We start from the raw sequence: 26,396 nt of genomic DNA on the forward strand, positions 1-26,396 counted from the left end.
AAGTCTGTCAGCAAGGATCGTGCCGATTGCGACGCGCACCGCCGCTGGCGGGCATATCCTCCAGCGCGCGCATCTCGGCACGGATCGCGGCCAGGCGCGCGCGGTCCATCAGCTTTTCGACGGCGGTCTGGTCGCGCTTGGCGGCCTTGGTCTGTTCGCCCGCCTGCGCGGCGCGATGTTCGGCCACCTGGATGCGCGCCGTCGCAGCATCGGCGGATTCAAGCAGGCGGTTACGGAAATGCGCATTCGCCATCAGCGAGGCGGCGGAGGCGGTCACCGCCGGGGTCGGCGTCACCGCATCGATCAGCTGGCCGATACGCTGCGACAGCTGATGCTCGGAGGCGACCCGCTCCTGCGCGCGCGCCTCATCGGCCATGGTCAGATTGAGTTGCAGCGTGCGGACCCGGTGAAGCCGGGCCAGCATCGTCTGTTGCCGGGATGCCATTCATGTCCCCCCTTGAATGCGGATCAGCCGAGCGGCTGGCCGAAAATGCCCACCAGTTCCTCGACCGCATGGTCGAGCGGCACGACCTCGTCGGCGTCCTGCCGGATATATTCCATCACCGCCGGGTGGCAGGCGATGGCGGCATCGATCGCCGGGTCCGCACCCGCGCGGTACGCGCCCATCAGGACGAGATCGCGATTTTCCTCATAGGTCGCCAGATGACGGCGCAGCGTCCGCGCCGCCTGCGCATGCGGGCGGCCGACGATATCGGTCATCACGCGGCTGACCGAGGGGCCGATATCGATGGCGGGATAGACGCCGCGCTCGGCCAGATGGCGGTTGAGCACGATATGCCCGTCCAGGATCGACCGCGCCGAATCGACGACCGGATCGTTGCCGTCGTCGCCGTCCGCCAGCACGGTGTAGATGGCGGTGATCGATCCGGTGCCATGCGCATCGGCACCCGCCCGCTCGATCAGGTTGGGCAGCATCGCGATGGCCGAGGGCGGATAGCCACGCGCAGAGGCGGGTTCGCCCAGGGCCAGCCCGATCTCACGCCCGGCATGGGCGACGCGGGTCAGCGAGTCCATGATCAGCAGGACCTTCTTGCCCTCGGCCCGGAACGCCTCGGCAATGGCGGTGGCGCGCAGGGCGCCCCGGATACGCAGCACCGGCGAATGATTGGCGGGCACCGCGACAACGACCGAGCGGGCGCGGGCCGCCCCTGCGACCTTGGTTTCCAGGAAGTCGGCGACTTCGCGGCTGCGCTCGCCGATCAGGCCGATGACGATGACGTCGGCGCGTGCCGCGCGGACCATCATGCCCAGCAGCACCGATTTGCCGACGCCCGACCCCGCCATGATGCCGACACGCTGGCCCTGACCGATGGTCAGCAGCCCGTTGATCGCACGCACGCCCACGTCCATCGGCTCCAGCACCCGGCCCCGGTCGAGTGGCGACTGCATCTTGCCCGCCAGCGGCCAGTGGCTCGCACCGCGAATGGGCCCCAGGCCGTCGATCGGCTTGCCCGACCCATCGACCACGCGGCCCAGCATCGCGGCACCGACTTCCGCCTCGCCCGGAGGGCCGAGCGGGCGCACCGGCGCGCGCGGGAGCAGGGGGGCGGGGCCGCCCAGATTCATCATCAGCGTGCGGCCGTTGCGGAAGCCGATCACCTCGGCCTCGACGCGGTGCCCGTCCTTCTCGCCGATGGCACAGACCGTGCCGACCGGCAGCGACAGCCCGACCGCTTCCATCAGCAGCCCGTCATAGGAGGCCAGCCGACCCGCCACGACTGGGCGCGGCGCGAAATCCGCTTGGGACAGCGTTTCCAGATAATCGGTCGTGAAACGGTTCAACATTGGGGAACGGGCACCTTGTCGATCGCGGCGGCAAGCTGGTCGAGCCACAGCGAGGGGCCGTCCTCGACGATGGTCGAGGCGCTTTCGAGAACGAAGCCGCCGCGTTCCACATTCGGATCGCCGACGGGGAACACGGTCTGCGGCAGACGCTCCGCCAGCAGCGCCACGTCGTCGGGATGGACGCGCAGCATCGCGGCTTCCTTGGCATCGGACAGCAGGTCCATCGCCGCCTCGATCCGGCCGGTCAGCCGGTCGGCATCGACGCCGATCTCGCCGACCAGCTTGCCGACCAGCATCAGCACGGTCTGGCGCAGCTGTTCGGCCATCGCCTGGCGATCGACGCGCGCCGACAGCGCCTCGGCGATGGAAGCGACCATATGGCCGTCGCGCGCCTCGGCCTCGGCCTGCGTCTGGAACTGGCGCTGGGCGGCGGCGAGCCCCTCGGCATAACCCTCGGCATAGCCCGACGCGTGGGCGGCGGCGAGCGGATCGATCGCCGGTTCGGCGACATCCTCGCACGCGGCAAAGGGGTCCCAGCCCTGGGTCGGATCGTGATCGCGGCTGGCGGGGTGGAAATGGCGCGGCTGGCCGGGCGCGACATTGTCGGCCGACGTCGCGCCCAGGCCGCCGGTCGGCGCCTGCGGCCGGAACGAGATCGGGCCCGAGCCCAGATCGATATTGATGCCCGGCATGCCCGAGGGCGCAAAGCCGCCGGGCGGTGCGAACGCCTGTTGCAGCGCGGCCGCCGCCGCATTCTGGCGCGCGGAGAAACCAGCGACGAAATCAGACATAATCGTCCTCGCCTCCGCCCATCATGATCGTGCCTTCCTTGGCCAGGTTGCGGGCGGTGGTGATCATCGACTTCTGCGCTTCGAGCACTTCGGACAGCTTCATCGGCCCGCGCGATTCGATCTCGTCGCGGATACCGGCCGCCGCACGTGCCGACATGCAGCCCAGGAAGCGTTCGCGTGCCGCCTCGTCCGCGCCCTTGAGCGCACGGGTGAGGACTTCGCCATCGACGTTGCGGATGAGCGTGCCGAGATTCTTGTCGTCCATGTCGAGCAGGTTGTCGAAGATGAACAGCGCTTCCTCGATCTGCTTGGCGACGTCGCGGTCGATCTTGAACAGCTTGGGCATGACCCGCTGTTCGGTCGCCTTGCGTGCGCTCGACAGGATCTTGGCCGCTTCGCGGGATCCGCCCATGGCCAGACCCTGGCCGCCGCTGCCGCCCTCGCTCCAGCGCTTGAGCACGCCGTTCAGCGTGTCGATCGCTTGCGGCGTCACCGGACCCAGCCGGGCGACGCGGTGCAGGATGTCGGGCTGCATCACCTCGGGCAGCAGCTCCAGCACCTTGCCCGCCACGGTGGGGTCGCAATTGGCGATCAGCACCGCGCCGATCTGCGGATGTTCCTTCTCGACGATCTTGGCGATGTCGACCGGATCGAGCCAGCCGAGCATCTCGATCTCGCACTGCGCCTCGGCGGGCACGATGCGCGACAGCACGCTGCTGGCGCGCTCGGGGCCGAGCGCCCGGTTCATCACCTTCTCGACGATCGGCTTGGGCTGAAAGGCGATCGAGGCGCGGGCGCGGGCACAGCCGACGAAATCGTCGAGCACGAAGCCGACATCCTGCTCGCTGACATCGGCGATCGAATACATCGCCTTGCCCAGTTCGCGTACTTCATCGGGTTCCAGCTTCTGGAGGATGGCGGCGGCTTCTTCCTCGCCGACCAGCATCATCAGGACCGCAGCGCGCTCGACCCCCGAATAGACGCGCCCCTCTTCGACCGGCGCCATTACTGCTGCGCCTCCGAACGGATCATGTCACGGACGGCGAGCGCGGCGCGGGCCGGGTTGTCGCGGGTGAAGCCACGCACCTTGGTGATCCGCTCGTTGAAATTGTTGGTCTCTTCGATCTCGTCCAGCGTCACGGCGGGCGGCTGCTGACCGATCATGCCCGCCATGGGCTGGCCGTCCGCGCCGACCCACATGGGCTGGCCATCGGCACCGATCCGCACGGGCTGGCCGTCGGGGCCCATCACCGGCTGACCATCGGCACCGAGCAGGACATTGCCGCCGCCCGCGCCATCGGCCGCACCCATGGGCAGCGCCTTGGCCGCGTCGGCCGCGTCCTTCTTCTTCGACATGGCCTTCACCATCGGCCGCACGCCGAGCAGCAGGACCAGGAGTGCGATCAACAGCGCGGTCGCATTGCGCGCCACGATGGGCAGCCAGCTGTTGTCGTACCAGGCGCGCTTGTCGTCGACAGTGGCGTCGGCGAACTTGCGGCTGATGACCGTCACATTGTCGTTGCGCTGCTGGTCGAAGCCGACCGCCGACTTCACCAGGTCGGAAATCTGGTTGATCTCCATCTGGCTGCGCTTGCCGGTGGCGGGGTCGCGCAGCAGGACGGCAACGGTCAGCCGCTTGATCGAACCCGGCGCGGCGCGGGTCACCGAGACCTCCTTGTTCAGGTCATAGGCACGCTGGAAGGCGTCCGACTGTTTTTCCGGGTTCACGCCCGGGCCACCGGCGACCGGCTTGCCATCGGCGGGCGGGTTGCCGCTCGCGCCGTTCGCGGGCTGCGGCTGTTGCAGGGTGCTGGCGGGCGGCGGCGTGTTGGACAGCGCGCCGGGAATGCCGCCGGGGGTGGTCGGGTCCTTCTGATTGCCGGTCCAGTTGCCGGTTTCGGCACGCAGCGCGCCGTCCTTGTCATAGCGTTCGCGGGTCGCGCTGGTCTCGTCCAGATTGACCTCGGTCTGCACCTCGGCGGTGAAGTTGCCCGCACCGACCAGCGGGGTCAGCAGCTGGATCAGCTGGGTGCGGTACTTTTCCTCCAGGCGGCGCTGGAAATCGATGCGGCGATCGTCGCCGGTCGCGCCGTCCGCGCCCTTCTTGGACAGCAGGCCACCCATCTGGTCGACCACGGTCACGTCCTCGGGCTTCATCCCCGGCACCGACGAGGCGACGAGATTGACGATCGACTGGACCTGCGATTCCGACAGCGAGCGCCCGGCGTTGAGCTTGAGCACCACCGAGGCCGATGGCGAGGACTTGTCGCGGATGAAGGGCGAGGCATCGGGCGTGGCGAGGTGCACGCGCGCCTCGGCCACCGCGTCGATCTCCTCGATCGACCGCGCCAATTCGCTCTCGCGCGCCTGGCGAAGGCGTTCGCCCTCGACCGCGCGGCTGACGCCCATCGGCAACTGGTCGAGGATCGCATAGCCGCCGGGTGCCTGCTTGGGCAGGCCCTGGCCCGCCAGCAGCATCCGTGCCTTGGAGTAATCCTCCTCGTTCACGGTCAGCGCGCCGGTGCCGTCGTTGATCTTGCTCTTGATGTTCGCGGCCGACAGCGCGGTCGTCACCGCCTGCTTATCCGCGTCCGACAGATTGTCGAACAGCGTCTTCTGCGGCGGGCTGGACAGCGCCATCCAGGCGAGCGCGGCGGCGGCGATCAGTCCGATCAGCATCGCCATCGGCGCGGAACGGCGCACGGCGGGCTGCGCCATCACCGACTTGATCTGGCGAAGCGGGTTGGCGAACTTTTCCGGCAAGGGCGGCAGGGCCGGTGCGGGATTGGCGGATGCGGGGGTGAGGGCAGTGCTCATCTTACACCGGCATGCTCATGATGTCCTTATAGGCGGACAGGAGTTTGTTGCGGACTTGCAGGGTCGCCTCGAAGCCGACCGACGCCTGCTGGCGGGCCATCATCACCTTGGCGATGTCGACCGTTTCGCCGCGTTCGTAGGATTCGGACAGGCGGGCGGCCTGCTGCTGCCCTTCGTTCACGCCCTTCAGCGCGGACTCGAGCGTATCGGCAAAGCTGGTCGGGGAAGCGACCGGCTGGGTCTGGGCGGCCTGTGCCGCCTGGTTGGCACCGGCCTGGCTTGCCGCCTTAAGTGCCTGATTGCGTTCCAGGATCTGCGCACGAAGCGCCATCACCCGGTCGACGCTCATCGCACCGCCGACACCACCGACGCTCATGCCATCACGGCCCGGCTAGAGGGTCGGATGATCTCCTCGCCCTGTTCGCGTGCCTTGGCGAGACGGTAGCGCAGGGTGCGCTCCGAAATGCCCAGGCGCTTGGCGGTCTCGACCCGGTTGCCGCCGCACGCGGCCAGCATTTCGCGGATCGCGGCGAATTCGCTCATCTGCACGACCTTGCCGAGCGTCGCTTCCGCGGTCGTCACGGTCAGCGGCTCGTCGTCCAGGTCGTTGGCGACCATCGGACGGTCGAACACGATATGCTCGGGCTCGATCGTCGCGCCACCGGCGAACAGCAGCGCGCGCTGGATGACGTTTTCCAGCTCGCGGACATTGCCGGGCCAGTTGTGCATGGCCAGCTTGTCGATCGCCGCCGCGCTCGGCCACGGAATGGCGGTGCGGCCCGCAGCGTGGCGCAGGATCATCGTCGCGGCGAGCGCGGGGATGTCCATGCGACGCTCGGCCAGCGCCTTGGTGGTCAGCGGGAAGACCGACAGGCGGTAGTACAAGTCGGCGCGGAACCGGCCGGCGGCCACTTCGGCCTGCAGGTCGCGGTTGGCGCAGGCGATGACGCGGACGTCGACCGACTGCGGCATCGACGCGCCGAGCGGGATCACCTCGCGCTCCTGGAGCACGCGGAGCAGCTTGGCCTGAAGCTGGAGCGGCATCTCGGCAATCTCGTCGAGCAGCAGCGTGCCGCCGTCCGCCGCGCGGAAGAAGCCTTCGCCCGCCTGCGCCGCGCCGGTGAACGCGCCCTTCTGGTGGCCGAAGAGCAGCGCCTCGAGCATCGACTCAGGCAGCGCGGCGCAGTTGATCGCGACGAACGGCTTGTTGGCGCGGGCCGACTGCGCATGGATGGCACGGGCCACGACTTCCTTGCCGGTGCCGGTCGGGCCGTTGATCAGGACGGTGATGTCCGCCTGGGCGACGCGTTCGGCCAGGGTGAAGAGCGCCAGGCTCTCCGGATCGGCGGCGGTCGGCATGGTGGACCCGGCCAGCAGAGCGCGGACGAAGCTGTTGCCGACACCCGACTCGGCGGCGGAATAGGTCACGCTGGCCGGTTGGCCGCCCATTGCCGGGATGATGGCGGGGACCAGGCCGTCGGACACCACGATGGTGCGCGCCGGATGCTCGACCACATCGCCCTCGGTGACGAGGAACAGGTCCCCGGCCTGGGCGGCCGCGCCCTGCTCGGCAATGGCCATGCCCTGGGCCCGCAGCCCGGAAATCAGGGCATATTTCTGCTTAACGAGCGCAGCGGAGGGGTGAATCGACGACATCTGGCGTGGAGTCCTTTCGTGACTCCGCAATGGCCCCTGTTTGGTAAAACCGTGGTTAATGCGGCAACGCGAACGGCAAGTTTTTTCCGGGCGCGACGCGCGCCCGTACATGTGCGGGCGACGCCCGGCCGCGCGCGCGACCGTTCCGGCAAAACCGGCAAGCGCCCCGGCAAAAATTTGCATGGAACCGGCTAAAGCGTGCCGGAAAGCGGCCGTTACTCCACTCGGCGGCTCGGTGGTCCAGAGGGGACACAGACGGATCGCCGAGCAGATTTGGAGACATCACATGACCGTTATTGCCAGCAATATCAGTGCTATGCGGGCAACCGCTGCTTCGACTTCGGCCTCGCTCGCGCTGAGCACTTCGATGCAGCGCCTGTCGACCGGCAACCGCATCAACTCGGCAAAGGACGACGCCGCCGGTCTGGCGATCAGCGACTCGATGACCGCCCAGATCAAGGGCATGGCGCAGGGCATCCGCAACGCGAATGACGGCATTTCGCTGGCGCAGACGGCGGAAGGCGCGCTGAACGAAGTCGGCAACATGCTCCAGCGTATGCGCGAGCTGAAGGTGCAGTCGTCGAACGGCACCTATTCGACTGCTGACAAGGTCAACATCACCAACGAACAGGCGACGCTCGCCGCTCAGATCACGTCGGTTGTGAAGAACACCAAGTTCAACAATAAGACCCTATTTGACTCCGCCGCCGGAGCGAGCGCAGTCTCGATTCAGACGGGTGCGAGTTCGGCCGATACGGTCAAAATCAACCTGACTGACATGACGGCCGCCTACACTGCCGCCAGCGGCAGCACACCGGCTTCGGGTTCGGCCCTGTCGAACGTTGTGGACTTCTCCGCTACAGGCACGCAAAGTTCACTGAAGGGCCAGAACGCGACTACTCCGGTGGAGCCTGCCCTGGAGGACTATGACGCCGCCATTGCGCAGGTATCGCAGGTCCGTGCAGGCCTGGGTGCGACGCAGAACCGGCTCCAGTCCGCTGTCAACAGCGCGACCTCGAACATGACGAACTTGGCCGAAGCGAAGAGCCGCATCTCGGACACGGACTTCTCGGAAGAAACCACGGCGCTCGCCAAGGCGCAGATCCTGAGCCAGGCGTCGACCGCGATGCTGAGCCAGGCCAACCAGTCGCAGCAGGGCGTGCTGAAGCTCCTCGGCTAATCGCCCTGGGCGAATGCCGACCGCGGTTATCCCCTCGGTCGCGGAAGGTGGACCCCCCGATGCCTTATAATAAGGTGTCGGGGGGCTCCGCCCGAAAAAATGCGCCCATTCGACTCTTTTCTCTAAAGCCCTGCCTCACGCGGTCGTTACCCGTCTTGGCAGCTCGACCTTCGCCTTGGGGGCGGCGGAGAGCTCCGGCTTTGGAGAACGACCATGACGGTTATCGCCAGTAATATTTCGGCGTTACGCGCCTCGAGCGCCAACGGCGCCGCCACCGAAGCGCTGAACGTGTCGATGCAGCGCCTGTCGACCGGCAAGCGAATCAATTCCGCGAAGGACGACGCCGCCGGCCTCGCCATCGCCGCCTCGATGACCTCGCAGGTGCGCGGCATGAACCAGGCGATCCGCAACTCGAACGACGGCATCTCGATGGCGCAGACCGCCGAAGGCGCGCTGGACGAGGTGAGCAACATGCTCCAGCGGATGCGCGAACTGGCGGTGCAGAAGGCCAACGGCATCTATTCCACCAACGACAAGGCGAACATCACCTCCGAGCAGAACGCGCTGGCGTCGCAGGTGTCGAACATCCTGTTCAACACCCAGTTCAACGGCCAGAAGCTGCTCGACGGTTCGGCGGGTACGGCCGGGGCGGTGAAGATTCAGGCGGGCGCGAACACCAGCGACGCCATCACCATGACCTTCAGCAATCTGACCACCGACACCGATATCAACAGCGCCATCGCCGTGGTCGATCCAGCCACCGGTCCCAGCACCATTGCTACGGCCGCGACGTTGGAGAGCTTTGACAAGGCCATCGGCAAGGTCGCCAATATCCGCGCAGGTCTCGGCGCCACGCAGAACCGGCTCCAGTCGGCGGTCAACAACCTGACCTCGAACGTCACCAACCTGACGGACGCACGCAGCCGCATCGAGGACACCGATTTCTCGGCCGAAACCACCGCGCTCGCCAAGGCTCAGATCCTGAGCCAGGCCTCGACCGCGATGCTGAGCCAGGCCAACCAGTCGCAGCAGGGCGTGCTCAAGCTGCTCGGACAGTAATTCCCGGATCCTGAGCGCCCCGGCACCGCGCCCCCACTCGGGTGGCGGGGCCGACCGGCCGAGAGATCCTCACGGACCGGTTTGCAGGACAAACCCCGGCGGCAGCGATGCCGCCGGGGTTTACTCGTATCGATTCAATCCGCGCGCAGCACCAGGGCGGGGGAGGTCCGCCCCGCGCGCCAGGCGGGATAGAGGCTGGCCAGCACCGCACCCGCCAGCACGCTCGACGCGATCACCGCCAGCTCGCGCGCCGAAATTCCGATCGGCAGCGACAGGAACACGTCCCATTCGGCCTGCCGCACGGGCGACAGATGGCGGACGGCCGCGACGATCGCGCCGCGCTGGGTCAACAGGGCGGCGGCCAGCGACAGGCCGATGCCCGCCCCGATCAAGGCGATGATGCTGCCCACGGTGGCGAAGATCCGCATGATGCTGCGCGCCGTCACGCCCATGGTGCGCAGGATTGCGATCTCGCGCCGCTTGGCCCGTGCCAGCAGGGTCATCGACGACAAGATGTTGAACAGCGCGACCAGGGTGACCAGCCCGACCGCGATCGTCATGCCGATCTTTTCAGTGACGAGGGCGGCAAGCAGCGCGCGATTCGCCTGTTGCCAGCTGGTGATCGGATAGGCCGGACCCAGCCGCCGCCGAATCGCCTCCGTCACGACCGCTTCCTGCGCGGCGTCGGCCAGCACCACCGCGACGCGGCGGGTGACGGCCGGGTCGTCCTGAAGGACGGGCAGCGAATCGAGCGGGGCATAGACCGTCACCCGATCGCCGCCCTTGTCGTCGTCGGGATAGAAGGCCGCGACCCGCGCCGGGGCCAGGTCGAGCGACAGGGTGCTGTCGGGGCCGAGCACGACCCGGCCGATCGCGATCCGGTCGCCGGGGAACAGGCCCAGTTGCAGCGCGGCAGTCTGGCCGATCGCCACCGCATTCGCAGGATCGGGACTATGCGCCAGCGCCGAGCGCATCGTCGGCACGAGTCTATAGAGCGTGCGTGGATCGCGGCCCTGCAATGTGATGGGCGTGATCCGGCCGTCGATCGACAGACCGGCGGTGATCTCGCGGATCGGCTCGGTGCGGATGACGCTCGGGATGCGGGCGATGGTGGCGGCGACCTGCGCCTCGGTCAGCCGGGCGCCGGCGGGCACGATGACGCTGAGATGTCCGTCGACCGGCGCGACGCTGTCGGCCAGCCTGGTCTGCGCGCCGTTCATGACCGCGATGACCAGCACCAGCGCGGCGACACCGATCATGACGCCGGTGCAGCCGATGCCTGCGACCAGCAGGACCAGCCGCCCACCCGCACCCGGCCACAGATAGCGGGCGATCAGATGGCGTTCATGGCGTGCGAGCATCGGCGTCCCCGGTCATCGGGGACGCGCTTAGAGCAAGATGGGGCGATCGGGAATGGCGACCCATTCCTCCCCTGCAAGGGGAGGTGGCGCGCGTAGCGCGTCGGAGGGGTGTCCCGCTATCGAGAGGGTGACACCCCTCCGTCAGGCCTGCGGCCTGCCACCTCCCCTTGCAGGGGAGGAATGAATTTAACGCTGGCTGGCGAGGGCCTTTTTCAGGCGGGCATGCGCCGCGCTCTTGATCTGGCAGACGCGGGCGGCGCCGACGCCCAGCACCTGGCCGATTTCCTCCAGGTTGAGTTCCTCGACATAATAAAGCTGGATCACCATCGCCTCGCGCTCGGGGAGCGCGGAGATGGCGGCGATCAGCGCGTCGCGCAGATCGCTTTCGGCCAGCTGCTCGAAGGCGTCGGGCGTGTCGTCGGCGAACCAGGGCAGGTCGTCGGCATAGACATCGTCGATCGCCTCCATGCGAACGGCCTCGGCGGTCTTGTAGTCGGCGCGCAGCCGTTCGACCGTGATACCCAGCTTTTCGGCGACTGCCTCGTCGGACGGGGCCTGGCCCTCGGTCTGCGACAGCGTGTTGACCGCCTCGTGATACTGGCGGCGGCGACGCATCGCGCCGCGCGTCGTAGTCGCCTGACGCCGAAGCTCGTCGATCATCGCGCCGCGCAGCCGCGACTTCAGATAATGGCCGAACTCGACGCCGCGCTCCTCGAACGAGGCGGCGGCCTCGACCAGCGCGACCAGGCCGACCTGCACCAGATCCTCGACCTCGATCATGCTCGACATGGACCCATGCACATGCCACGCGATGCGCCGGACCAGCGGCAAATGCTGGCGGATGACCGCATTCGCATCGCCGCCGGGCATCCCGGCGCGACGCGGCGCGGGACGATAGGTCAGCGGCTGATCGGCGACCGTGGGATTGGCCAGCGCGGGATCGAAATTCGCCGGGTTGAAGCTCTGCGCGTCCATGAACGCGCCGCTCAGGGGATGTGCGCTCATGCGGCCAACGCCTGTTGCTGGTGATGATGGGGAGAGCCGATGACGGCGACGACTTCGACCGCCTTGTCCTCGGGCACTTCGAAGAAGGAGAGGACGGGCGTGTCGGGCAGGCAGGTGCGGACCAGCTTGCGCATCGCGATGCGCACGCCCGGCTGCACGACCAGCGCAAAGGGCTTGGCCTCGGCGATCAGCGGCTGGGCGGCCTGGGTCAGCGCCTCGGTGATGCGGCGGCCCAGATCGGGTTCGATCACATGGCGGCGCCCGGTATCGGCGCGCATGGCCTGACCCAGCAGCCCTTCGAGCTGGCCGTCCAGCGTCATGACGCGCAGCGGCTCGCGCATCCCGCACAGCTTCTGGATGATGAGCGCGCCCAGCTGCGGCCGGATCAGCTCGACGATCTCTTCGGCGTCGAGCGTCTTCTGGGCCGCCACGGCGATCGCGCTGGCGATGCGGCGGAACTCCTTCAAGGTGATGTTCTCCGAAAGAAGGCCCTTGAGAACCTGGGTCAGGGTGGTGAGCGGCAGCGGATTCGGGCTGAGCGAGGCGGCGAGTTGCGCGGCGCGCTCCTTCAGGCCGTCGAGCAGTGACTGGACCTCGTCGGGGCCGAGCAGCTCGGCGGCGTTCGAGGACAGGATGTGGTTCAGGTGCGTCGCCATGACGGTGCCCGGATCGACCACCAGATAGCCCATGCCGGTGGCGGCATCGGCGTCGCCCTTCAGGATCCAGGTGGCGGGCAGGCCGAAGGTCGGGTCCTTGACCGGCTTGCCGCTGAGTTCGCCGAAGGCCTGGCCGGTGTCGAGCGCCAGCATCTCGTCGGGCGAGACCTGGTCCTCGGCGGCGACGACGCCGTTGATGATGATGCGATAGCTATAGGGCGCCAGGTTGATGTCGTCGCGGACGCGCGCCTGCGGCACGACGAAGCCCAGGTCCTTGGACAGCTGGCGACGGACGCCGGTGATGCGGGCCATCAGCGGCGCACCACGACGCTCGTCGACCAGCGGCACCAGGCCGTAACCGATGTCGATATGCACCTGCATGCCGTCGATCACTTCGTCCCAGCCGATGCGCGAGGGGTCGACCGGCTCGGGCGCGGGGGCGGCGGGGGCGATGACCGGGCGCTTCTCGATCTGGCGCAGCTTCCAGGCGGTGAACCCGGCGATCCCGGCGGCGGGCAGCAGCACCAGATGCGGCATGCCCGGCAGGACGCCCAGCAGACCCAGGATCGCGGCGACCGGGATCCACGTCTTGGACGCGCCGAACTGCGATCCGATCTGGCCCGCCAGATCCCTGTCCGACGACACGCGCGTCACGATGGCGGCGGCGGCGATCGACAGCATCAGCGAGGGGAGCTGCGCGACCAGCGCGTCGCCGATGGCGAGCAGGATATAGGTCTTGGCGGCGTCGGCGATGCCCATGCCATGGCTGACCGGACCCAGGATCAGGCCGCCGATGACGTTGGCCGCCAGGATCAGCATGGCGGCGACCGCGTCGCCCTTCACGAACTTGGACGAACCGTCCATCGAGCCGTAGAAATCGGCCTCGGTCGACACCTCGACGCGGCGCGCCTTGGCCTGGTCCGGCGTGATGAGACCGGCGTTCAGGTCGGCGTCGATCGCCATCTGCTTGCCGGGCAGGGCGTCCAGGGTGAAGCGCGCGGACACTTCCGACACGCGGCCCGCGCCCTTGGTCACGACGATCAGGTTGATGATCATCAGGATCGCGAAGACGAAAAGACCCACGACATAGTCGCCGCCGATCAGGAAGGTGCCGAACGCCTCGATGACGTGACCCGCCGCGCTCTCGCCCTCATGGCCATGGACCAGCACGATGCGGGTCGAGGCGACGTTGAGGCCCAGGCGGAACAGGGTCGCGAACAGGAGGACGGTCGGGAAGGCCGAGAAGTCGAGCGGCTTTTCGGCGTTCAGCGCCACCATCAGCACGGCCAGGCTGATCGCGATGTTGGCGACGAAGAAGATGTCGAGCAGCGCCGGCGGGATCGGCACGACCATGACCAGCACCAGCAGCAGGATCGCGGCGGGCAGGGCCATGGTACGGCCGCTGGAGAAGAGCTTGCCCATCGCTTAGCCACCCATCCGTGCGAGCATCATGTAGGCGAGGCGCGCATGATCGGGCTTGGGCCGCAGCACGCTGTCGCCGGTCGCGGTCGCGCCGCGCATCCCCAGCTGGTTCATGGTGCTGTTGGCCCAGGCGATCGCATCGGCGGCGCTTTCGTTGTTGCCGGTGACGACGGTCGCGTCGCCGTTCATGCCCTGGAGCGCGAGCGCCTGGGCCGCGAATTGCAGATTGGCGGCGCGCGTCTCGTCGCTGTCAGCCTTGGTGCCGGCCAGTTTGGCGGAGAAGCGGTCGTAAATGTCCGAGAGCGAGCGCGGCTGGCCGTTCGAGGCGTAGAAGACCGAACGGTTGGCGCGCGCGGCGGCGGGGAACAGCGACGCGCCGCTGGCCTGCGGGTTGCTGGCCATGGTGCCCAGGAACTTGGTCGCGCCGCCCAGCCCCAGGAAATGGGCCATGTACAGGTCGGTGCCGTTGGCATCGCGGCCCAGCGTCGATTCCAGCGCGGACTTGTTGTCCGAGGCATGTTCGGCGGCCATCAGCGAGGCGGCGGTCGGATCGTTGCGCAGCCCCATCACCGCCGAGCGCGCGCCGCCGGAGACATAATAGCGTCCGCCCGACTGGCCGATCGCATCGGCGGCCCAGCCCAGGCCATGCTCAGCGCCGTGCTTTTTCACGACCGCCAGCCAGCTCTGCTCGACGAACTGATAGAGCCCCGAGGCGGAGGAGGTGCCCGCGCGGGCATTGGCGTTCAGGCCGGACTCCAGCTTCGCCTGGCCGAGCAGATAGCCGAAATCGACGCCCGTGCGGCTGGATGCCAGCGCGATGGCCGATTGGATTCTGGCGTGGGAGACGGGTTGGACGGTCATGCTGCGGTAAAAAGCCCTTGTTCGGGCCATACACAGCAAGGGGCGTGCCAATTCCTGACGGTGCCGTCAGGGTCGCGACAGGAATCGGCCGAGGGCAATAAAAAAGCCCGGAAAACCGGGCTCTTGTTCGCTCAGGCTAGTTCGGGCTGCCGATTGTCCTGCCGGGGATGCCGCCGCCGATCCGGCAAAGCGGCAACCCGTTGCCGCCCGGCAAGCGGCAATCAGGCATAGGCGCGCATGGCGGGGCGATAGCCCATGCCCGCATCGCCGGTCAGCGTCTGCAGGCGGCGGCGCACATTGGCCGCCATCAGGTTCACATAGATGCGGCAGGTCTCGTTCAGGCGGTTGGCCTCGTCGGCCAGCTCGCGCAGCTCGGGGCCTGCGGGACCGGTGCCGAGCGCGGCGACCTCTTCGATCGCGGCCAGCTTCTCGGTCGTCGCGCGTTCCAGCGCGGCCACGTCGTTGACCTTCAGCGCCGCGATTTCGCGGTGGAGGGCCTCGATGACCCGGATCAGGGCGTCACGGCGTGTCATTTACCATTCCAGTCCAGCTTCAGCGCAATCATCTGGTCGGCGATGGTCGCCGGCAGGATCGGAAAATCGCCATTGGCGATGGCCTTCTTGATCTGGGCGACCCGGTCCATGTCGACCGGCGGCTGCGCGGCCAGGGTGCGGGCCATGTTGCTGACGCCGCTCATGTCGTTCGCCTTGACCGGGGGCTGGGCGGGGCTGGCGGCTTTAGCGAGCGCGTTGGGACGCGTCACGGCGGCGACCCGCCCGACCCTCGCTTCCCCGGCACTCAGCCTTGTTACTTCCACCATGCCCGCACCCTCTGGTTCCGCTGACATGGGGTATAACGGCCGGGGCCGGGGATTCTTTAGCGCGAATTTACGCTTTTTCCCCGTTTTCCGCCGCGCCCGCGCCCCTCATTCGGACCAGCCGGGCAGGGTGGCACGACCGCTGGCCAGCGCCACCGCCTGGATCGGCTGGCGAGCGGATTCGATGCGGACCGGGAAATGCCCGCCGGGCGCCGCGTCGGCCATGGCAACCCCTTCCCGCGTAATGGAAAAGCCGTCCGATCCCGCTTCGATCACGACCGGGTCGCCGCGCTTGATGACGGGTTCGGCCTTCACCGCCACCGCCGGGATCACACGCGGCTCGGGCGCGGGCCTGGGGGCGGAGAGCACCGGTACAAAGATGCGCCATTGCGGGCTGGAGCAGGTGACGACCACCGCGTCATGCGCCTCCGTGCGCCAGGACAGCGCGACCGTCGGGCACTGGGCCAGCTTCAGCCGGTTGTCGATCGTCGAGCGGGGGCCGCCCTCCACCCCGACCGGTCGGCCGGTAAAGGCGGTGACGGCGGCGTCGAGTGCGGTGATATCCTGGAAACCGGCGGCACCGGCCAGAAGCAGGGACAGGATCATCGTGAGGGTCTCCGTGAAGGTTCGCCGGCAAAGACCAGGGTGACCATCGCGACGCGAGGGCCCGGCTTTCCGGCGGTGGACAGGATCAGGCGGTCGGCGGCGGCGGGCCCGATCAGCGCGGCCGCGGTGCGGGCGCGATCGGCGGCCAGCACGACCGCGCTATGGGTGACGGGATCGACATCGGCGGCGCTGCCGTCGGTCGAACCGACGATGGACAGGCGGACGCGCGGATCGGCCAGCGCCTCGCGCGCCCAGGGGACGAACAGCGCGTCGGGCTCGACCGGCACGGCGGACCCGGCGGCGAAGTTCAGCGCGGCGGTGGCGACCGGCATGGCGGGCGGCAGGGCAGGGGGTGCCCGCAGCGCCTGATCGACGGGGTCGCTGCTGCCGAAATGCGCGCGCAGGCCGTTGAGCAGGGCAGGGCGCCGCTCCGCCCCCGTAGCCTGGACCAGAACGAGGAAGCCGACCAGCAACAGCGCAAGGTCGGCCAGCGTGATCAGCCAGATCGGCCGCGCGGGCGGCGTTTCGGGAAAGAACGGCTCGGTCATGCGACACTGACCAGATTGGGGCCGGACTTCGGACCCGACTTGGAGTCCGTGCCCCCGCGTGACGGGCGCGGGGCCTCGCGCGCGGCCAGGGCGGCCAGCGGCGTGACGATCCGGGTCCGCTCGAACGCCTCGATCCGCGCCGCGCGACGCAGGCGCATCGCGATCGGCTGCGCGACCAGATTGGCGAACAGCGCGCCATAGAGCGTGGCGAGCAGCGCGATCGCCATGGCGCCGCCGATCCGCTGCGGATCGTTCATCGTCGCGAACATGGCCGCCAGGCCGATCAGCGTGCCGACCATGCCCATGGCGGGCGCGGTCTCGGCGGCGCCGGTCCAGACATCGGCGGTCGCCACATGCCGCTCGACCCGCGCGGCGCGCGCGAGGTTCAGCCGAGCGGCCACGGCCTCGGCCCCTTCGCCATCGACGATCGCGGCGACCGCCTCGGCCATGTCGGGATCGGTGATGACCGAGCGGTCGAGCGCCAGGACACCCTGGCGCTTCGCCATGCGCGACAGGTGCGCGATCTGCTCGACCAGCGGATCGGCGGAAAAGGGGCGTCTCGGCAGCACCGCGAGTGCGCGCATCGCCCGCCCGGCATCGCGCCAGGGCGTGCGCAACAGCGTCGCGATCAGCGTTCCGCCCAGCACGATGGCCAGCGCCGCGGCGTCGAAGAACTGATGAAGCGGAGGAAATGCAGTCATGCGCGCACCCACGCAAAGACCGGGCCAATTCGTGCACGGGAAGGGCGCGCAAGGCCGCTGCCGGGAGCGCTGCCGCCCGGTTGCCGCCGACCGGCAAAAACCGGCAACCGCTTGCCGGGCCGGGCCTGCCGCCGCCCTGCCGCCTGCCCCAATCCCTTCTGGCCAAGCAGTTGGCACGGTCATTGCGAGGGCTTGGCCATCGCGAAGTCCCGCGTGGGAAAGGAGGTTGAACGATGGCCGCAGAAACGCTTTTCGGAGTGCACGGTGCCGCACTGGAGGTGCGGGCGCAGCGCATGGGTGTGCTGGCGTCGAACATCGCCAACGCCTCGACCCCGGGCTTCAAGGCACGCGACATCGATTTCAAGGCGGCGCTCGCCTCGGTCGAGGGCGGTCAGGATCAGGGCCGGGGCATTGCGGACGCGATGAAGTACCGCGTGCCGATCCAGACCTCGCTCGACGGCAACACCGTCGAACTCAACCAGGAACAGACCGCCTTCGCCGAGAATGCGGTCCAGTATCAGACGACGCTGTCGTTCCTGAACGGTCGCATTTCCACCATCACCCGCGCGCTGAAGGGCGAATAAGCGATGCCGAACGGACCGCTTTCCATCTTCCAGGTCGCCGGTCGCGCCATGTCGGCGCAGCTGGTGCGGATGAACACCACCGCGTCGAACCTGGCCAATGCCGGTGGCATCGCCGGGTCGGTCGACACCGCGTACAAGACGATGAAGCCGGTGTTCCGCACCAGCTTCGACGCCGCGACCGGCCTGTCCACCGTCGATGTCGAGAAGATCGTGACGGCGGGCGAAGACCCCACCAAGCGCCACGACCCCAACAACCCGCTGGCCGACAAGGACGGCAACGTCTTCGAGGCGGCGGTCGACGAAACCCGCGAGCTGGTCGACATGATGGAGACCTCGCGCACCTATCAGAACAATGTCGAAGTGATGCAGACGGCCAAGTCGCTGATCCTCGACACCCTCAAGCTGGGCCGCTGATCATGACCTCCACCGCGATGACGTCGACGCTGGACAGCCTGGGCATCAAGCGTGCCGGGGCAACCACCGCCGCGACGACCACGACCACGGCCAAGAAGTCGGCCACGACGCTGGACCAGGGCGATTTCCTGCAGCTGCTGACCGCGCAGCTGAAGAACCAGGATCCGTTCGCGCCGATGGACAACACCCAGATGGTCGCCCAGATGGCGCAGTTCTCGAGCGTGGCGGGCATCTCCGAGATGAACACCACGCTCGGCGCGATCGCGACCAAGCTGAACGCGACGACCCCGTCGGACGCGATGAACTATGTCGGCAAGACCGTGCTGACCCAGGGCACGACCGCCTATGGCCGCAGCAGCGGCGGGCTGGCGGGCCAGGTCGAACTGGACGGCGCCGCGACGGACGTGTCGGTCACGATCTCCGACGCGCAGGGTGCGGTCCTCAAGTCGCTGTCGCTCGGCACCCAGCAGGGCGGCACCGTCGGCTATGACTGGGACGGCAAGACCGAGGACGGCAAGGAAGCCGGTTCGGGGCCCTTCACCCTCTCGGTCTCGGCATCGAACGGCAACACCGCCGTCGGCAGCCGCTCGCTCGTCTGGGCACCGGTCCAGTCGGTGTCGATGCCCAGCACCGGTTCCCCCGTCCTGACCGTCGCCGGTCTCGGCCAGGTCCAGCTTTCCGCCGTCCGCTCGGTCGGCTGATCCCCCTTTACGCACCAGGAAGATAGCCCATGTCCTTCTACACCTCGCTCAGCGGCCTTCAGGCTTCGCAGACCGACATGTCGGTCATCTCGCACAACCTCGCGAACGTCGGCACCAACGGCTTCAAGAAGAGCCGCGCCGAATTCGCCGACGTGATGGCGGCCAATTTCTCGACCGACCCGTTCAAGCAGGTCGGCTCGGGCACGGTGGTCAAGGCCAACCGCCAGGAGTTCAAGGAAGGCAACTACACCAGCACGTCGAACGCGCTGGACCTTGCCATCTCGGGCGACGGCTTCTTCACGGTGCAGTCGGGCGGCACGACCGGCACGCTGCAATATACCCGCAACGGCTCGTTCCAGGTCGACACCAACAACTATGTCACCGACACGCAGGGGAACCGGATGCAGGTGTTCCCGGTCGACAAGGACGGCAACGTCACCTCGTTCGGCAATGACGGCCTGACCAGCCTGCAGCTGCCGCCGACCAGCGGCACGCCGGTGTCGACCAAGAACGTCACGCTGGACATCAACCTGTCGAGCACGGCGGTCGCGCCGACGGCGGCGTTCGACCGGACCAACATGGGCACGTACAACAACACCACCCAGACCAAGATCTACGACACGTCGGGCAACGCCATGACGCTGACCAATTATTATGTCCGCAAGCCGCTGCCGCTGGATGCCAACAACAAGCCGATCCAGCCCGCCGACGGCAGCAGCACCTGGCTGGTCTACAGCTATGTCAACGATCAGGAGATGACGCGGAACGGCTCGGCCGCGCCGGTCGAGATGACCTTCGACGCGGGCGGCAACCTGAAGACGCCGGTCGGCCCGACCAAGTTCGACAACTACACCCCGCGCACCTCGATCACCGCGCAGCCGCTGACGATTGACTATACCGGCTCGTCGCAGTCGGGTTCGATCTTCTCGGTCGCCTCGCGTACCCAGGACGGCAAGGCGGTCGGCCTGTTGTCGGGTGTGTCGGTCGGCGAGAACGGCCTGGTCACGGCGTCCTTCACCAATGGCGAGACCGCCAATCTGGGCAAGGTGGCGGTGGCGACCTTCGTCAACATGCCGGGCCTTCGCCAGGAAGGAAACAGCTATTGGGAAGCCACCGGCAAGTCGGGCGAGGCCAAGTTCGGCACCGCCAATGAAGGGGCCTACGGCGCGATCCGGTCGAGCACCATCGAGGGCTCGAACGTCGACATCACCGAGGAGCTGGTCAACCTGATCGCCGCGCAGCGCGATTTCCAGGCGAATGCGAAGGCGCTCGATACGTCGAGCCAGATCTCGCAGACCATCTTCAACATCCGCAGCTAAGCGAACGCCGGGGGCTAACGGGGAACCGCGATGGACAAGCTGGTCTATACGGCATCGACGGGCATGCGGGCGCATATGGCGGCGCAGACCGCGATCGCCAACAACATGGCCAATGCCTCGACGATCGGGTTCCGCGCCGACCGCGTCGTGTTCGACCGCATCGACCTGAAGGGCGGCGGTGCGGCGTTCGAGGCGCGGATGCCCACCGCCGAGGAAGTGACCGACGCCGACCGTCAGCCGGGCACGATCCAGCATACCGGCAACGCGCTGGACGTGGCGATCGCGACGTCCAGCGCGTGGCTGGCGGTGCAGGCCCCGGACGGGACCGAAGCCTATACCCGTCGCGGCGACCTGGAGGTCACGGCCTCCGGCGTGCTGCAGACCGGCGACGGTTATCCGGTGATCGGCCAGAACGGCCCGATCACGGTGCCGCCGTACAATTCGATGACCGTCGCCCCCGACGGTACGCTGTCGATCGTGCCGCTGGGCGCCGGGCCGGATACCCAGCCCCAGGTGATCGACCGCATCAAGCTGGCCGATACGCGCGGCACGCAGACGGTGAAGGGGCTCGACAATCTGCTGCGCGTCAAGGGCGGCGGGGCGATGCCGCAGGACATGGACGCCACCGTCCAGTCGGGCGCGCTGGAAGGGTCGAACGTCAACATGACCCAGACGCTGGTCGACATGATCGAGAACCAGCGCAGCTACGAGGTGCAGGCCAACCTCATGAAAGAGGCCAAGTCGTTGGATGAGAACAGCGCATCGCTGATGCGTCTGCCGAGCTGAGGATTAAAGGGACATGTCTTCCGCCGCTTTGCACGTCGCGCGCACCGGGCTCGATGCCCAGGATATGCGTATGCGGGTCATCTCGAACAACCTGGCCAACGTCAACACGACCGGGTTCAAGCGCGATCGCGCCGCGTTCGAGACGCTGGCCTATCAGACGATCACCGCGCCGGGCGCGGCCAGCTCGACCGAGAGCAAATATGCGACCGGCCTGAACCTGGGCACCGGCGTGCGGATCCAGGGGACCGCGCGCATCAACACGCAAGGGTCGATGCAGACCACCAACAACAGCCTCGACCTGGCGCTGGACGGTGACGGCTTCTTCCAGGTGCAGATGCCGGGCGGCACGCTCGGCTATACCCGGGCGGGCAATTTCTCGCGCTCGGCCGAAGGGCAGCTGGTGACGGCCGAGGGCTATCAGGTGATGCCGGGCATCACCGTCCCCGAGGGCACGACCCAGATCACGATCGGCACCGACGGCACCGTCTCGGCGACCCTGCCGGGCCAGGCCGCGGCGGCCGAGATCGGCCAGATCCAGATCGCCAGCTTCCCCAACTCGGCCGGGCTTCAGTCCAAGGGCGACAACTACCTGACCGAGACCGCCGCCTCGGGCGCGGCGAACATGGGTGTCGCCGGGCTCGAAGGGCGCGGCCAGATCCGTCAGGGCATGCTCGAAGGTTCGAACGTCAACGTCGTCGAGGAGCTGGTCGACATGATCGAGACCCAGCGCGCCTATGAGGTCAACTCGAAGATGATCAAGTCGACCGACGAGATGCTTCAGTACGCGAACCAGAATCTGTGACCATGACCCTGCGCTTTCCCACCCTGCGTTTCGACTATTGGACCGAGCTGGCGCTGTCGGCGGCGGCGGGCACCATGGTCGCCGTCGCGCTGATCCCTGCGCCCGCCCATGCCAGCCTGTTCGGCCGCAAGAAGCCGGCCGAGGATTTCTCGACGGTGCGCCCGGCCCCGATGCCGATGCAGCCGGTCGCGCAGCCCGTCCAGCCCAATGGCGGCATCTTCCAGGTGTCGGACGGCTATGCCGCGCTGTACGAAGGGTGGCGCGCGCGCAAGGTCGGCGATCCGCTGACCATCGTACTGGTCGAGCGGACGGCGGCGACCAAGTCGGCCAACTCCAAGCTCGGCTCCAAGGGCGATCTGGGTCTGGCCCCGCCGACCACCGGCCCGCTGGGCAAGCTGCTCAAGTCGACCGATATCGGCATGAGCGGCAGCCGCAATTTCAACGGATCGGGCGCGGCCGACCAGTCCAACTCGCTGTCGGGCGAGATCACCGTCACCGTGGCGCAGGTGTTCCCCAACGGCACGATGCTGGTCCAGGGGCAGAAGCGCGTGACGCTGAACCGCGGGGACGAGTTCATCCAGATCAAGGGGCTGGTCCGCATGGCCGATGTCGGCATCGACAACCGCGTCGAGTCGACCCGCGTCGCCGATGCGCAGATCGCCTATACCGGCAAGGGCGACGTCGCCCGCGCCAGCCGCCAAGGCTGGCTGAGCCGCTTCTTCCAAGCCGTCAGCCCGTTCTGAGGCCATAGCACATGATCCTCCGCTTCTTTCTCGCGCTCTTCGCCACCTTCGCGATCGCAGGCTCGGCCTCGGCCGACCGGATCAAGGACCTGGGCGGGTTCCAGGGCATCCGCACCAACCAGCTGACCGGATACGGCATCGTCGTCGGTCTGCCGGGTACGGGCGACGACAATCTGGAATATACCGTCCAGTCGCTGAAGGCGGTGGTCTCGCGCTTCGGGCTGCAACTGCCGCCGACCGCCAATCCGGGCATGAAGAATGCCGCGGTGGTGATGGTCACGGCCGAACTGCCGCCCTTCGCCAAGCCGGGCCAGAAGCTGGACATCACCGTCGCCTCGATGGGCAAGGCCAAGTCGTTGCGCGGCGGCAGCCTGATCCTCACCCCGCTTCAGGGTGCGGACGGCCAGATCTATGCGATGGCGCAGGGGAACCTTGCGGTCGGCGGTCTGGGCGCGGAAGGCGCGGACGGGTCGAAGATCGTCGTCAACATCCCCTCGGTCGGCCGTATCCCCGAAGGAGCGACGGTCGAGCGTGCGGTCGCCACCGGCTTCGACACTGCGCCCAGCCTGACCTTCAACCTGGCGCGTGCCGACTTCACCACCGCGCAGAATGTCGCGCAGGCGATCAATGCGCGTCTGGGCATGGGCACCGCGCAGGCGATGGACGCCGTGTCGGTCGCGGTCCGCGCGCCGATGGGCGCTGATGTCCGCGCCACGCTGATGTCCGAGATCGAGAATCTGAACGTCACCTCGGCCGAGCCGCCCGCCAAGGTCATCGTCAACGCCCGCACCGGCACCGTCGTCATCAACTCGGCGGTCCGTGTCGGCCCGGCGGCGGTCACGCACGGCAAGCTGACCGTAAAGATCGACGAGAATCAGCGCGTCAGCCAGCCCGGCCCGCTCAGCGGGGGTCAGACGGCGGTGACGCAGAAGTCGGGCGTCTCGGTCGAGGAAGAGCGTCGCCCTATGTTCGTCCTGGCGCCCGGTCCCAAGCTGGCCGATGTCGTCAAGGCGGTGAACGCGATCGGCGCGGCCCCGTCCGACCTGGTCGCCATTCTCGAAGCGCTGAAGGAAGCCGGCGCGCTCAAGGCGGAGTTGATCGTCCTGTGACCCAGAGCATTTCACCCACTTCGCCAGCGACGGCGGCCTCCGCGATCGCGGGCACGGTGTCCACCGACACCCGCCGCCTGTCTAACGGCGCCAATCTGGACAAGGCGGGCACCCAGTTCGAGGCGATCTTCACCGGCATGATGCTGAAGGCGATGCGCCAGACCAAGCTGAGCGAAACCATGTTCGACTCCAAGGCGCTGGACACGTTCCGGGACATGCAGGATCAACAGGTTGCCCAGACGATGGCCACCCAGGCCCCGCTGGGGATCGGCAAGGCCGTCACCGCCTTTCTGGCGAAATCTCAACCTGTCGTTAACCAGACATAACGTACCGCAGTAACCATGAGCGACCTGCTCTCTATCGGCGCTTCGGGCGTCCGCGCATATCAGACCGCGCTGACCGCCGTTGGTGAGAATATCGCCAATGTCGGAACGGACGGCTATTCGCGTCGGTCGGTCACGATGCAGGAGATCTCGCCCGCCGCTGGCCTGGCGGCGAATAAGATTTCCGCGGGCTCGGGCGTCATGGTGCTGGGCATTGCGCGCGCCACCGACGTCTATGCCAGCGCCGCGGTTCGTTCGGCCACCGCCGACCTGTCGCGCACCACGACGGGCGTGACCTGGCTGAACCGGATCGAAGGCGCGATGACCGGCGACCAGGTCCAGACGCGCCTGACCGCCTTCTTCACCGCCGCGCGCACGCTGGCGGCCGAGCCGACCTCGACCGCGCTGCGCGCCACCATGCTGGAGACCGCGCGTTCGACCGCGACGGCGTTCACCGCGACCGACTCGGCCTTCGATCAGATCAATGCGGATTTCGACGGTCAGGCGCGGCAGGCCGCGCACGACCTGTCCTCGCTCGCCACCTCGCTGGTCCGCGTCAACGAAGGTCTGGGCCGGACCCAGCCCGGCACCGCGGCCGCGGCGCAGCTGACCGACCAGCGCGACCAGATCCTGACCCAGATGAGCGCGCTGTCCGACATCACCAGCACGACCGACGAGCTCGGCCGTGCGACGGTGCGACTCGGCGACCGGGCCGGGCCGATCCTGGCGGCGACCGACTCCACCGGGTCCGTCACCTATCAGCGCGGCGCCGATGGCGGCGTGTCCTTCCACGTCGCCCTACAGGGCCAGATCAGCGACTTCGTACCCGGCGGCGGCGCGATGGCGGGGATGCTGGACGGGGCCGAGCGGATCAACGCGACGCGCGGCGCCTTCAATCAGGTCGCCAAGAGCTTCGTCGAGACGGTCAACAATCTCCAGGCCGGTGGCCAGGACCTGAACGGCAATACCGGCACGGCCATGTTCGGCCTGAAGGCGGGCACTGCGGAAATGACCCTGTTGTTCACCGACGGGTCGCAGATCGCGGCGGCCAAGGGCAATCAGGGTTCGCGCAACGCCGACAATCTGGCCGCGCTGGAAACCGCGCGCGGCTCGGTCGGGTTCGAAGGCAAGCTGACCCAGATCATCACCGACAACGCGACCACGCTGAAGCAGCGCCAGACCGTCGCCGATGCGCAGTCCGCGATCAGCGACGGGGCCAAGGCCACGCTGTCGGCCGCCTCGGGCGTCACGCTCGATGCGGAAGCCGTGACGCTGATGCGCTTTCAACAGGCCTATTCCGCGACCAGCCGGGTGATCCAGGCGGCGCGCGAAACCTTCCAATCCATTCTCGAGCTGCGGTAACGGTCATGCAGATTTCCACCAGCGTCTTCTACGACACCGCCTCGCGGCGGATGACCGAGCTGACCGGCAAGGCGAATGCGTTGCAGGTCCAGGTTTCGACCGGCAAGAAGCTGACCAACCCGTCGGACGACGCCGCCGCCGCCGCCCAGGTCGCCGAGTTCAACCGCCGCGACGCCGACGATGCGGTGTACAAGACCAATCTGACGCTGGCGGGCTCGTTGCTGCAACAGGCCGACACGACGCTGGGCCAGATCGGCAACCAGGTGCAGAAGGCGCTGGAGCTGACCACCCAGGCGGCGAACGGCACCCTGACCGCCGCCAACCGTTCGAGCGTGGGCGACCAGATCGCCTCGATCCGCGACGCGCTGCTGGGTCTCGCCAATGCCAAGGACTCGCGCGGCCTGCCGCTGTTCGGCGCGGCGGCGGGCACCGATGCGGTGACGATGGTCAATGGTCGCTATGCCTATTCGCAGGCCAATGTGTCCGACATCCCGATCGCCGACGGCCAGAGCGTCGACGTCTCGGTCGGCGCCGACCGCGTGTTCAAGGCGGGCACGACCGACGATACGCTGAACGTCCTCAATACGCTCGTCACCGCGCTGAAGTCGGGCGGCGATGCCACCGCGACGATCAAGGACGCGATGGACAAGCTGAAGGCGGCCAACGACAATGTCGCGACCGTCCAGGCCTCGGTCGGCGCGCGCGAGGCGCGGGTCGAGCTGCAGCAGGGGCTGCAACAGGCCGCCAGCACCGACCGGGCGCAGCTGCGCTCCAGCATCGAAGACGCCGATCCGGTTTCGACCATTACGCAGTTGCAACAGACGATGACCGTGCTTCAGGCGACTCAGGCCAGCTTCACCAAGCTGACCAGCCTGTCGCTGTTCGATTATCTGAAATGATCGCGGCCGGGCATCGGCCCGGTAACTGTATTTTGACCTTACCAGGCTAGGCCGGTGATCTGACGGGC

29 protein-coding genes are annotated in these 26,396 nt (G+C 67.8%); 13 read left to right on the forward strand and 16 right to left on the reverse strand.

Annotated features, from left to right (window positions below):
- Positions 1 to 7 precede the first annotated feature (7 nt).
- From ACQR50_RS01185 to ACQR50_RS01215, 7 genes are read right to left on the reverse strand one after another with little or no spacing between them, the layout of a single operon-like run.
- A complete protein-coding gene (locus tag ACQR50_RS01185) occupies positions 8 to 445 on the reverse strand; it encodes a hypothetical protein (RefSeq protein WP_236696926.1) in 438 nt (145 codons plus the stop codon).
- A 23-nt stretch (positions 446 to 468) separates the two neighbouring features.
- On the reverse strand, positions 469 to 1,806 hold the full coding sequence (locus ACQR50_RS01190; RefSeq protein WP_428969491.1) for a FliI/YscN family ATPase: 1,338 nt from the start codon (positions 1,804 to 1,806) through the stop codon (positions 469 to 471).
- On the reverse strand, positions 1,800 to 2,597 hold the full coding sequence (locus ACQR50_RS01195) for a FliH/SctL family protein (RefSeq protein ID WP_428969492.1): 798 nt from the start codon (positions 2,595 to 2,597) through the stop codon (positions 1,800 to 1,802). The genes ACQR50_RS01190 and ACQR50_RS01195 overlap by 7 nt, the downstream gene beginning before the upstream one ends.
- A complete protein-coding gene (gene fliG, locus ACQR50_RS01200; protein WP_428969493.1) occupies positions 2,590 to 3,603 on the reverse strand; it encodes a flagellar motor switch protein FliG in 1,014 nt (337 codons plus the stop codon). Before fliG ends, ACQR50_RS01195 begins: the two co-directional genes overlap by 8 nt.
- The gene (fliF, locus tag ACQR50_RS01205) at positions 3,603 to 5,414 is read right to left on the reverse strand and encodes a flagellar basal-body MS-ring/collar protein FliF (protein ID WP_428969494.1); all 1,812 of its coding nucleotides are present in this window, start codon (positions 5,412 to 5,414) and stop codon (positions 3,603 to 3,605) included. Before fliF ends, fliG begins: the two co-directional genes overlap by 1 nt.
- A 1-nt stretch (position 5,415) precedes the next feature.
- Complete coding sequence (gene fliE / locus ACQR50_RS01210; protein WP_056432271.1) at positions 5,416 to 5,790, reverse strand: flagellar hook-basal body complex protein FliE; 375 nt, start codon at positions 5,788 to 5,790, stop codon at positions 5,416 to 5,418.
- Positions 5,787 to 7,070: a sigma-54 interaction domain-containing protein gene (locus ACQR50_RS01215; RefSeq protein WP_428969495.1), complete on the reverse strand. Its 1,284-nt coding sequence runs from the start codon at positions 7,068 to 7,070 to the stop codon at positions 5,787 to 5,789. Before ACQR50_RS01215 ends, fliE begins: the two co-directional genes overlap by 4 nt.
- Before the next feature lie 286 nt (positions 7,071 to 7,356).
- Between ACQR50_RS01215 and ACQR50_RS01220 the strand changes: the two genes are divergently transcribed.
- Together ACQR50_RS01220 and ACQR50_RS01225 are read left to right on the forward strand one after the other, a co-directional pair.
- Entirely contained in the window at positions 7,357 to 8,250 is an 894-nt protein-coding gene (locus tag ACQR50_RS01220; protein ID WP_428969496.1) for a flagellin, read from the forward strand.
- Positions 8,251 to 8,463: 213 nt separating this feature from the next.
- On the forward strand, positions 8,464 to 9,309 hold the full coding sequence (locus ACQR50_RS01225) for a flagellin (protein WP_428969497.1): 846 nt from the start codon (positions 8,464 to 8,466) through the stop codon (positions 9,307 to 9,309).
- 134 nt (positions 9,310 to 9,443) lie between these two features.
- On the opposite strand, the gene ACQR50_RS01230 is transcribed toward ACQR50_RS01225, so the two are convergent.
- The 9 genes from ACQR50_RS01230 to ACQR50_RS01270 form a co-directional block, all read right to left on the reverse strand.
- Positions 9,444 to 10,670 carry an ABC transporter permease gene (locus ACQR50_RS01230; protein ID WP_428969498.1) on the reverse strand — a complete coding sequence of 409 codons (1,227 nt, stop codon included), beginning with the start codon at positions 10,668 to 10,670 and terminating at the stop codon, positions 9,444 to 9,446.
- Positions 10,671 to 10,856: 186 nt separating this feature from the next.
- A complete protein-coding gene (locus tag ACQR50_RS01235; RefSeq protein ID WP_428969499.1) occupies positions 10,857 to 11,675 on the reverse strand; it encodes a sigma-70 family RNA polymerase sigma factor in 819 nt (272 codons plus the stop codon).
- Positions 11,672 to 13,753: a flagellar biosynthesis protein FlhA gene (flhA, locus tag ACQR50_RS01240; protein WP_056432254.1), complete on the reverse strand. Its 2,082-nt coding sequence runs from the start codon at positions 13,751 to 13,753 to the stop codon at positions 11,672 to 11,674. The genes ACQR50_RS01235 and flhA overlap by 4 nt, the downstream gene beginning before the upstream one ends.
- 3 nt (positions 13,754 to 13,756) lie before the next feature.
- A complete protein-coding gene (locus ACQR50_RS01245) occupies positions 13,757 to 14,614 on the reverse strand; it encodes a lytic transglycosylase domain-containing protein (RefSeq protein WP_428969500.1) in 858 nt (285 codons plus the stop codon).
- Between the two features lie 221 nt (positions 14,615 to 14,835).
- Positions 14,836 to 15,147, reverse strand: coding sequence for a hypothetical protein (locus tag ACQR50_RS01250; RefSeq protein ID WP_056432249.1), 312 nt, complete (start codon positions 15,145 to 15,147; stop codon positions 14,836 to 14,838).
- On the reverse strand, positions 15,144 to 15,461 hold the full coding sequence (flgM, locus tag ACQR50_RS01255) for a flagellar biosynthesis anti-sigma factor FlgM (RefSeq protein WP_428969501.1): 318 nt from the start codon (positions 15,459 to 15,461) through the stop codon (positions 15,144 to 15,146). Before flgM ends, ACQR50_RS01250 begins: the two co-directional genes overlap by 4 nt.
- Before the next feature lie 78 nt (positions 15,462 to 15,539).
- On the reverse strand, positions 15,540 to 16,037 hold the full coding sequence (locus ACQR50_RS01260; protein WP_428969502.1) for a flagella basal body P-ring formation protein FlgA: 498 nt from the start codon (positions 16,035 to 16,037) through the stop codon (positions 15,540 to 15,542).
- Complete coding sequence (locus ACQR50_RS01265) at positions 16,034 to 16,585, reverse strand: hypothetical protein (protein ID WP_428969503.1); 552 nt, start codon at positions 16,583 to 16,585, stop codon at positions 16,034 to 16,036. Before ACQR50_RS01265 ends, ACQR50_RS01260 begins: the two co-directional genes overlap by 4 nt.
- Positions 16,582 to 17,286 carry a motility protein A gene (locus ACQR50_RS01270; RefSeq protein WP_428969504.1) on the reverse strand — a complete coding sequence of 235 codons (705 nt, stop codon included), beginning with the start codon at positions 17,284 to 17,286 and terminating at the stop codon, positions 16,582 to 16,584. Before ACQR50_RS01270 ends, ACQR50_RS01265 begins: the two co-directional genes overlap by 4 nt.
- 233 nt (positions 17,287 to 17,519) lie before the next feature.
- On the opposite strand from ACQR50_RS01270, the gene flgB reads away from it, so the two are divergent.
- The 11 genes from flgB to ACQR50_RS01325 all read left to right on the forward strand — a co-directional run bounded on the left by flgB (position 17,520) and on the right by ACQR50_RS01325 (position 26,328).
- Positions 17,520 to 17,870, forward strand: a complete 351-nt coding sequence (gene flgB / locus ACQR50_RS01275; RefSeq protein WP_058743877.1) for a flagellar basal body rod protein FlgB — start codon at positions 17,520 to 17,522, stop codon at positions 17,868 to 17,870.
- Positions 17,871 to 17,873: 3 nt separating this feature from the next.
- On the forward strand, positions 17,874 to 18,284 hold the full coding sequence (gene flgC, locus ACQR50_RS01280; protein WP_056432238.1) for a flagellar basal body rod protein FlgC: 411 nt from the start codon (positions 17,874 to 17,876) through the stop codon (positions 18,282 to 18,284).
- Positions 18,285 to 18,286: 2 nt separating this feature from the next.
- Positions 18,287 to 18,985, forward strand: a complete 699-nt coding sequence (locus tag ACQR50_RS01285) for a flagellar hook assembly protein FlgD (protein ID WP_428969505.1) — start codon at positions 18,287 to 18,289, stop codon at positions 18,983 to 18,985.
- 29 nt (positions 18,986 to 19,014) lie between these two features.
- Complete coding sequence (locus ACQR50_RS01290; RefSeq protein ID WP_428969506.1) at positions 19,015 to 20,304, forward strand: flagellar hook protein FlgE; 1,290 nt, start codon at positions 19,015 to 19,017, stop codon at positions 20,302 to 20,304.
- A 30-nt stretch (positions 20,305 to 20,334) separates the two neighbouring features.
- On the forward strand, positions 20,335 to 21,090 hold the full coding sequence (locus tag ACQR50_RS01295) for a flagellar basal body rod protein FlgF (RefSeq protein ID WP_428969507.1): 756 nt from the start codon (positions 20,335 to 20,337) through the stop codon (positions 21,088 to 21,090).
- 13 nt (positions 21,091 to 21,103) lie between these two features.
- Complete coding sequence (gene flgG / locus ACQR50_RS01300; protein WP_428969508.1) at positions 21,104 to 21,892, forward strand: flagellar basal-body rod protein FlgG; 789 nt, start codon at positions 21,104 to 21,106, stop codon at positions 21,890 to 21,892.
- A 74-nt stretch (positions 21,893 to 21,966) separates the two neighbouring features.
- Positions 21,967 to 22,635 (forward strand): flagellar basal body L-ring protein FlgH, encoded by a 669-nt coding sequence (locus ACQR50_RS01305; RefSeq protein ID WP_428970614.1) that lies wholly within the window; start codon positions 21,967 to 21,969, stop codon positions 22,633 to 22,635.
- An 11-nt stretch (positions 22,636 to 22,646) separates the two neighbouring features.
- Positions 22,647 to 23,744 (forward strand): flagellar basal body P-ring protein FlgI, encoded by a 1,098-nt coding sequence (locus tag ACQR50_RS01310; RefSeq protein ID WP_428969509.1) that lies wholly within the window; start codon positions 22,647 to 22,649, stop codon positions 23,742 to 23,744.
- Positions 23,745 to 23,800: 56 nt separating this feature from the next.
- Positions 23,801 to 24,070, forward strand: a complete 270-nt coding sequence (locus ACQR50_RS01315; protein ID WP_236696924.1) for a rod-binding protein — start codon at positions 23,801 to 23,803, stop codon at positions 24,068 to 24,070.
- Positions 24,071 to 24,085: 15 nt separating this feature from the next.
- On the forward strand, positions 24,086 to 25,429 hold the full coding sequence (gene flgK, locus ACQR50_RS01320; protein ID WP_428969510.1) for a flagellar hook-associated protein FlgK: 1,344 nt from the start codon (positions 24,086 to 24,088) through the stop codon (positions 25,427 to 25,429).
- A 5-nt stretch (positions 25,430 to 25,434) separates the two neighbouring features.
- A complete protein-coding gene (locus ACQR50_RS01325) occupies positions 25,435 to 26,328 on the forward strand; it encodes a flagellar hook-associated protein 3 (protein WP_428969511.1) in 894 nt (297 codons plus the stop codon).
- Positions 26,329 to 26,396 lie beyond the last annotated feature (68 nt).

Origin of the sequence: Sphingomonas sp. Xoc002, from assembly GCF_050408055.1 — a bacterium.
GTDB classification, from domain to species: domain Bacteria; phylum Pseudomonadota; class Alphaproteobacteria; order Sphingomonadales; family Sphingomonadaceae; genus Sphingomonas; species Sphingomonas yabuuchiae.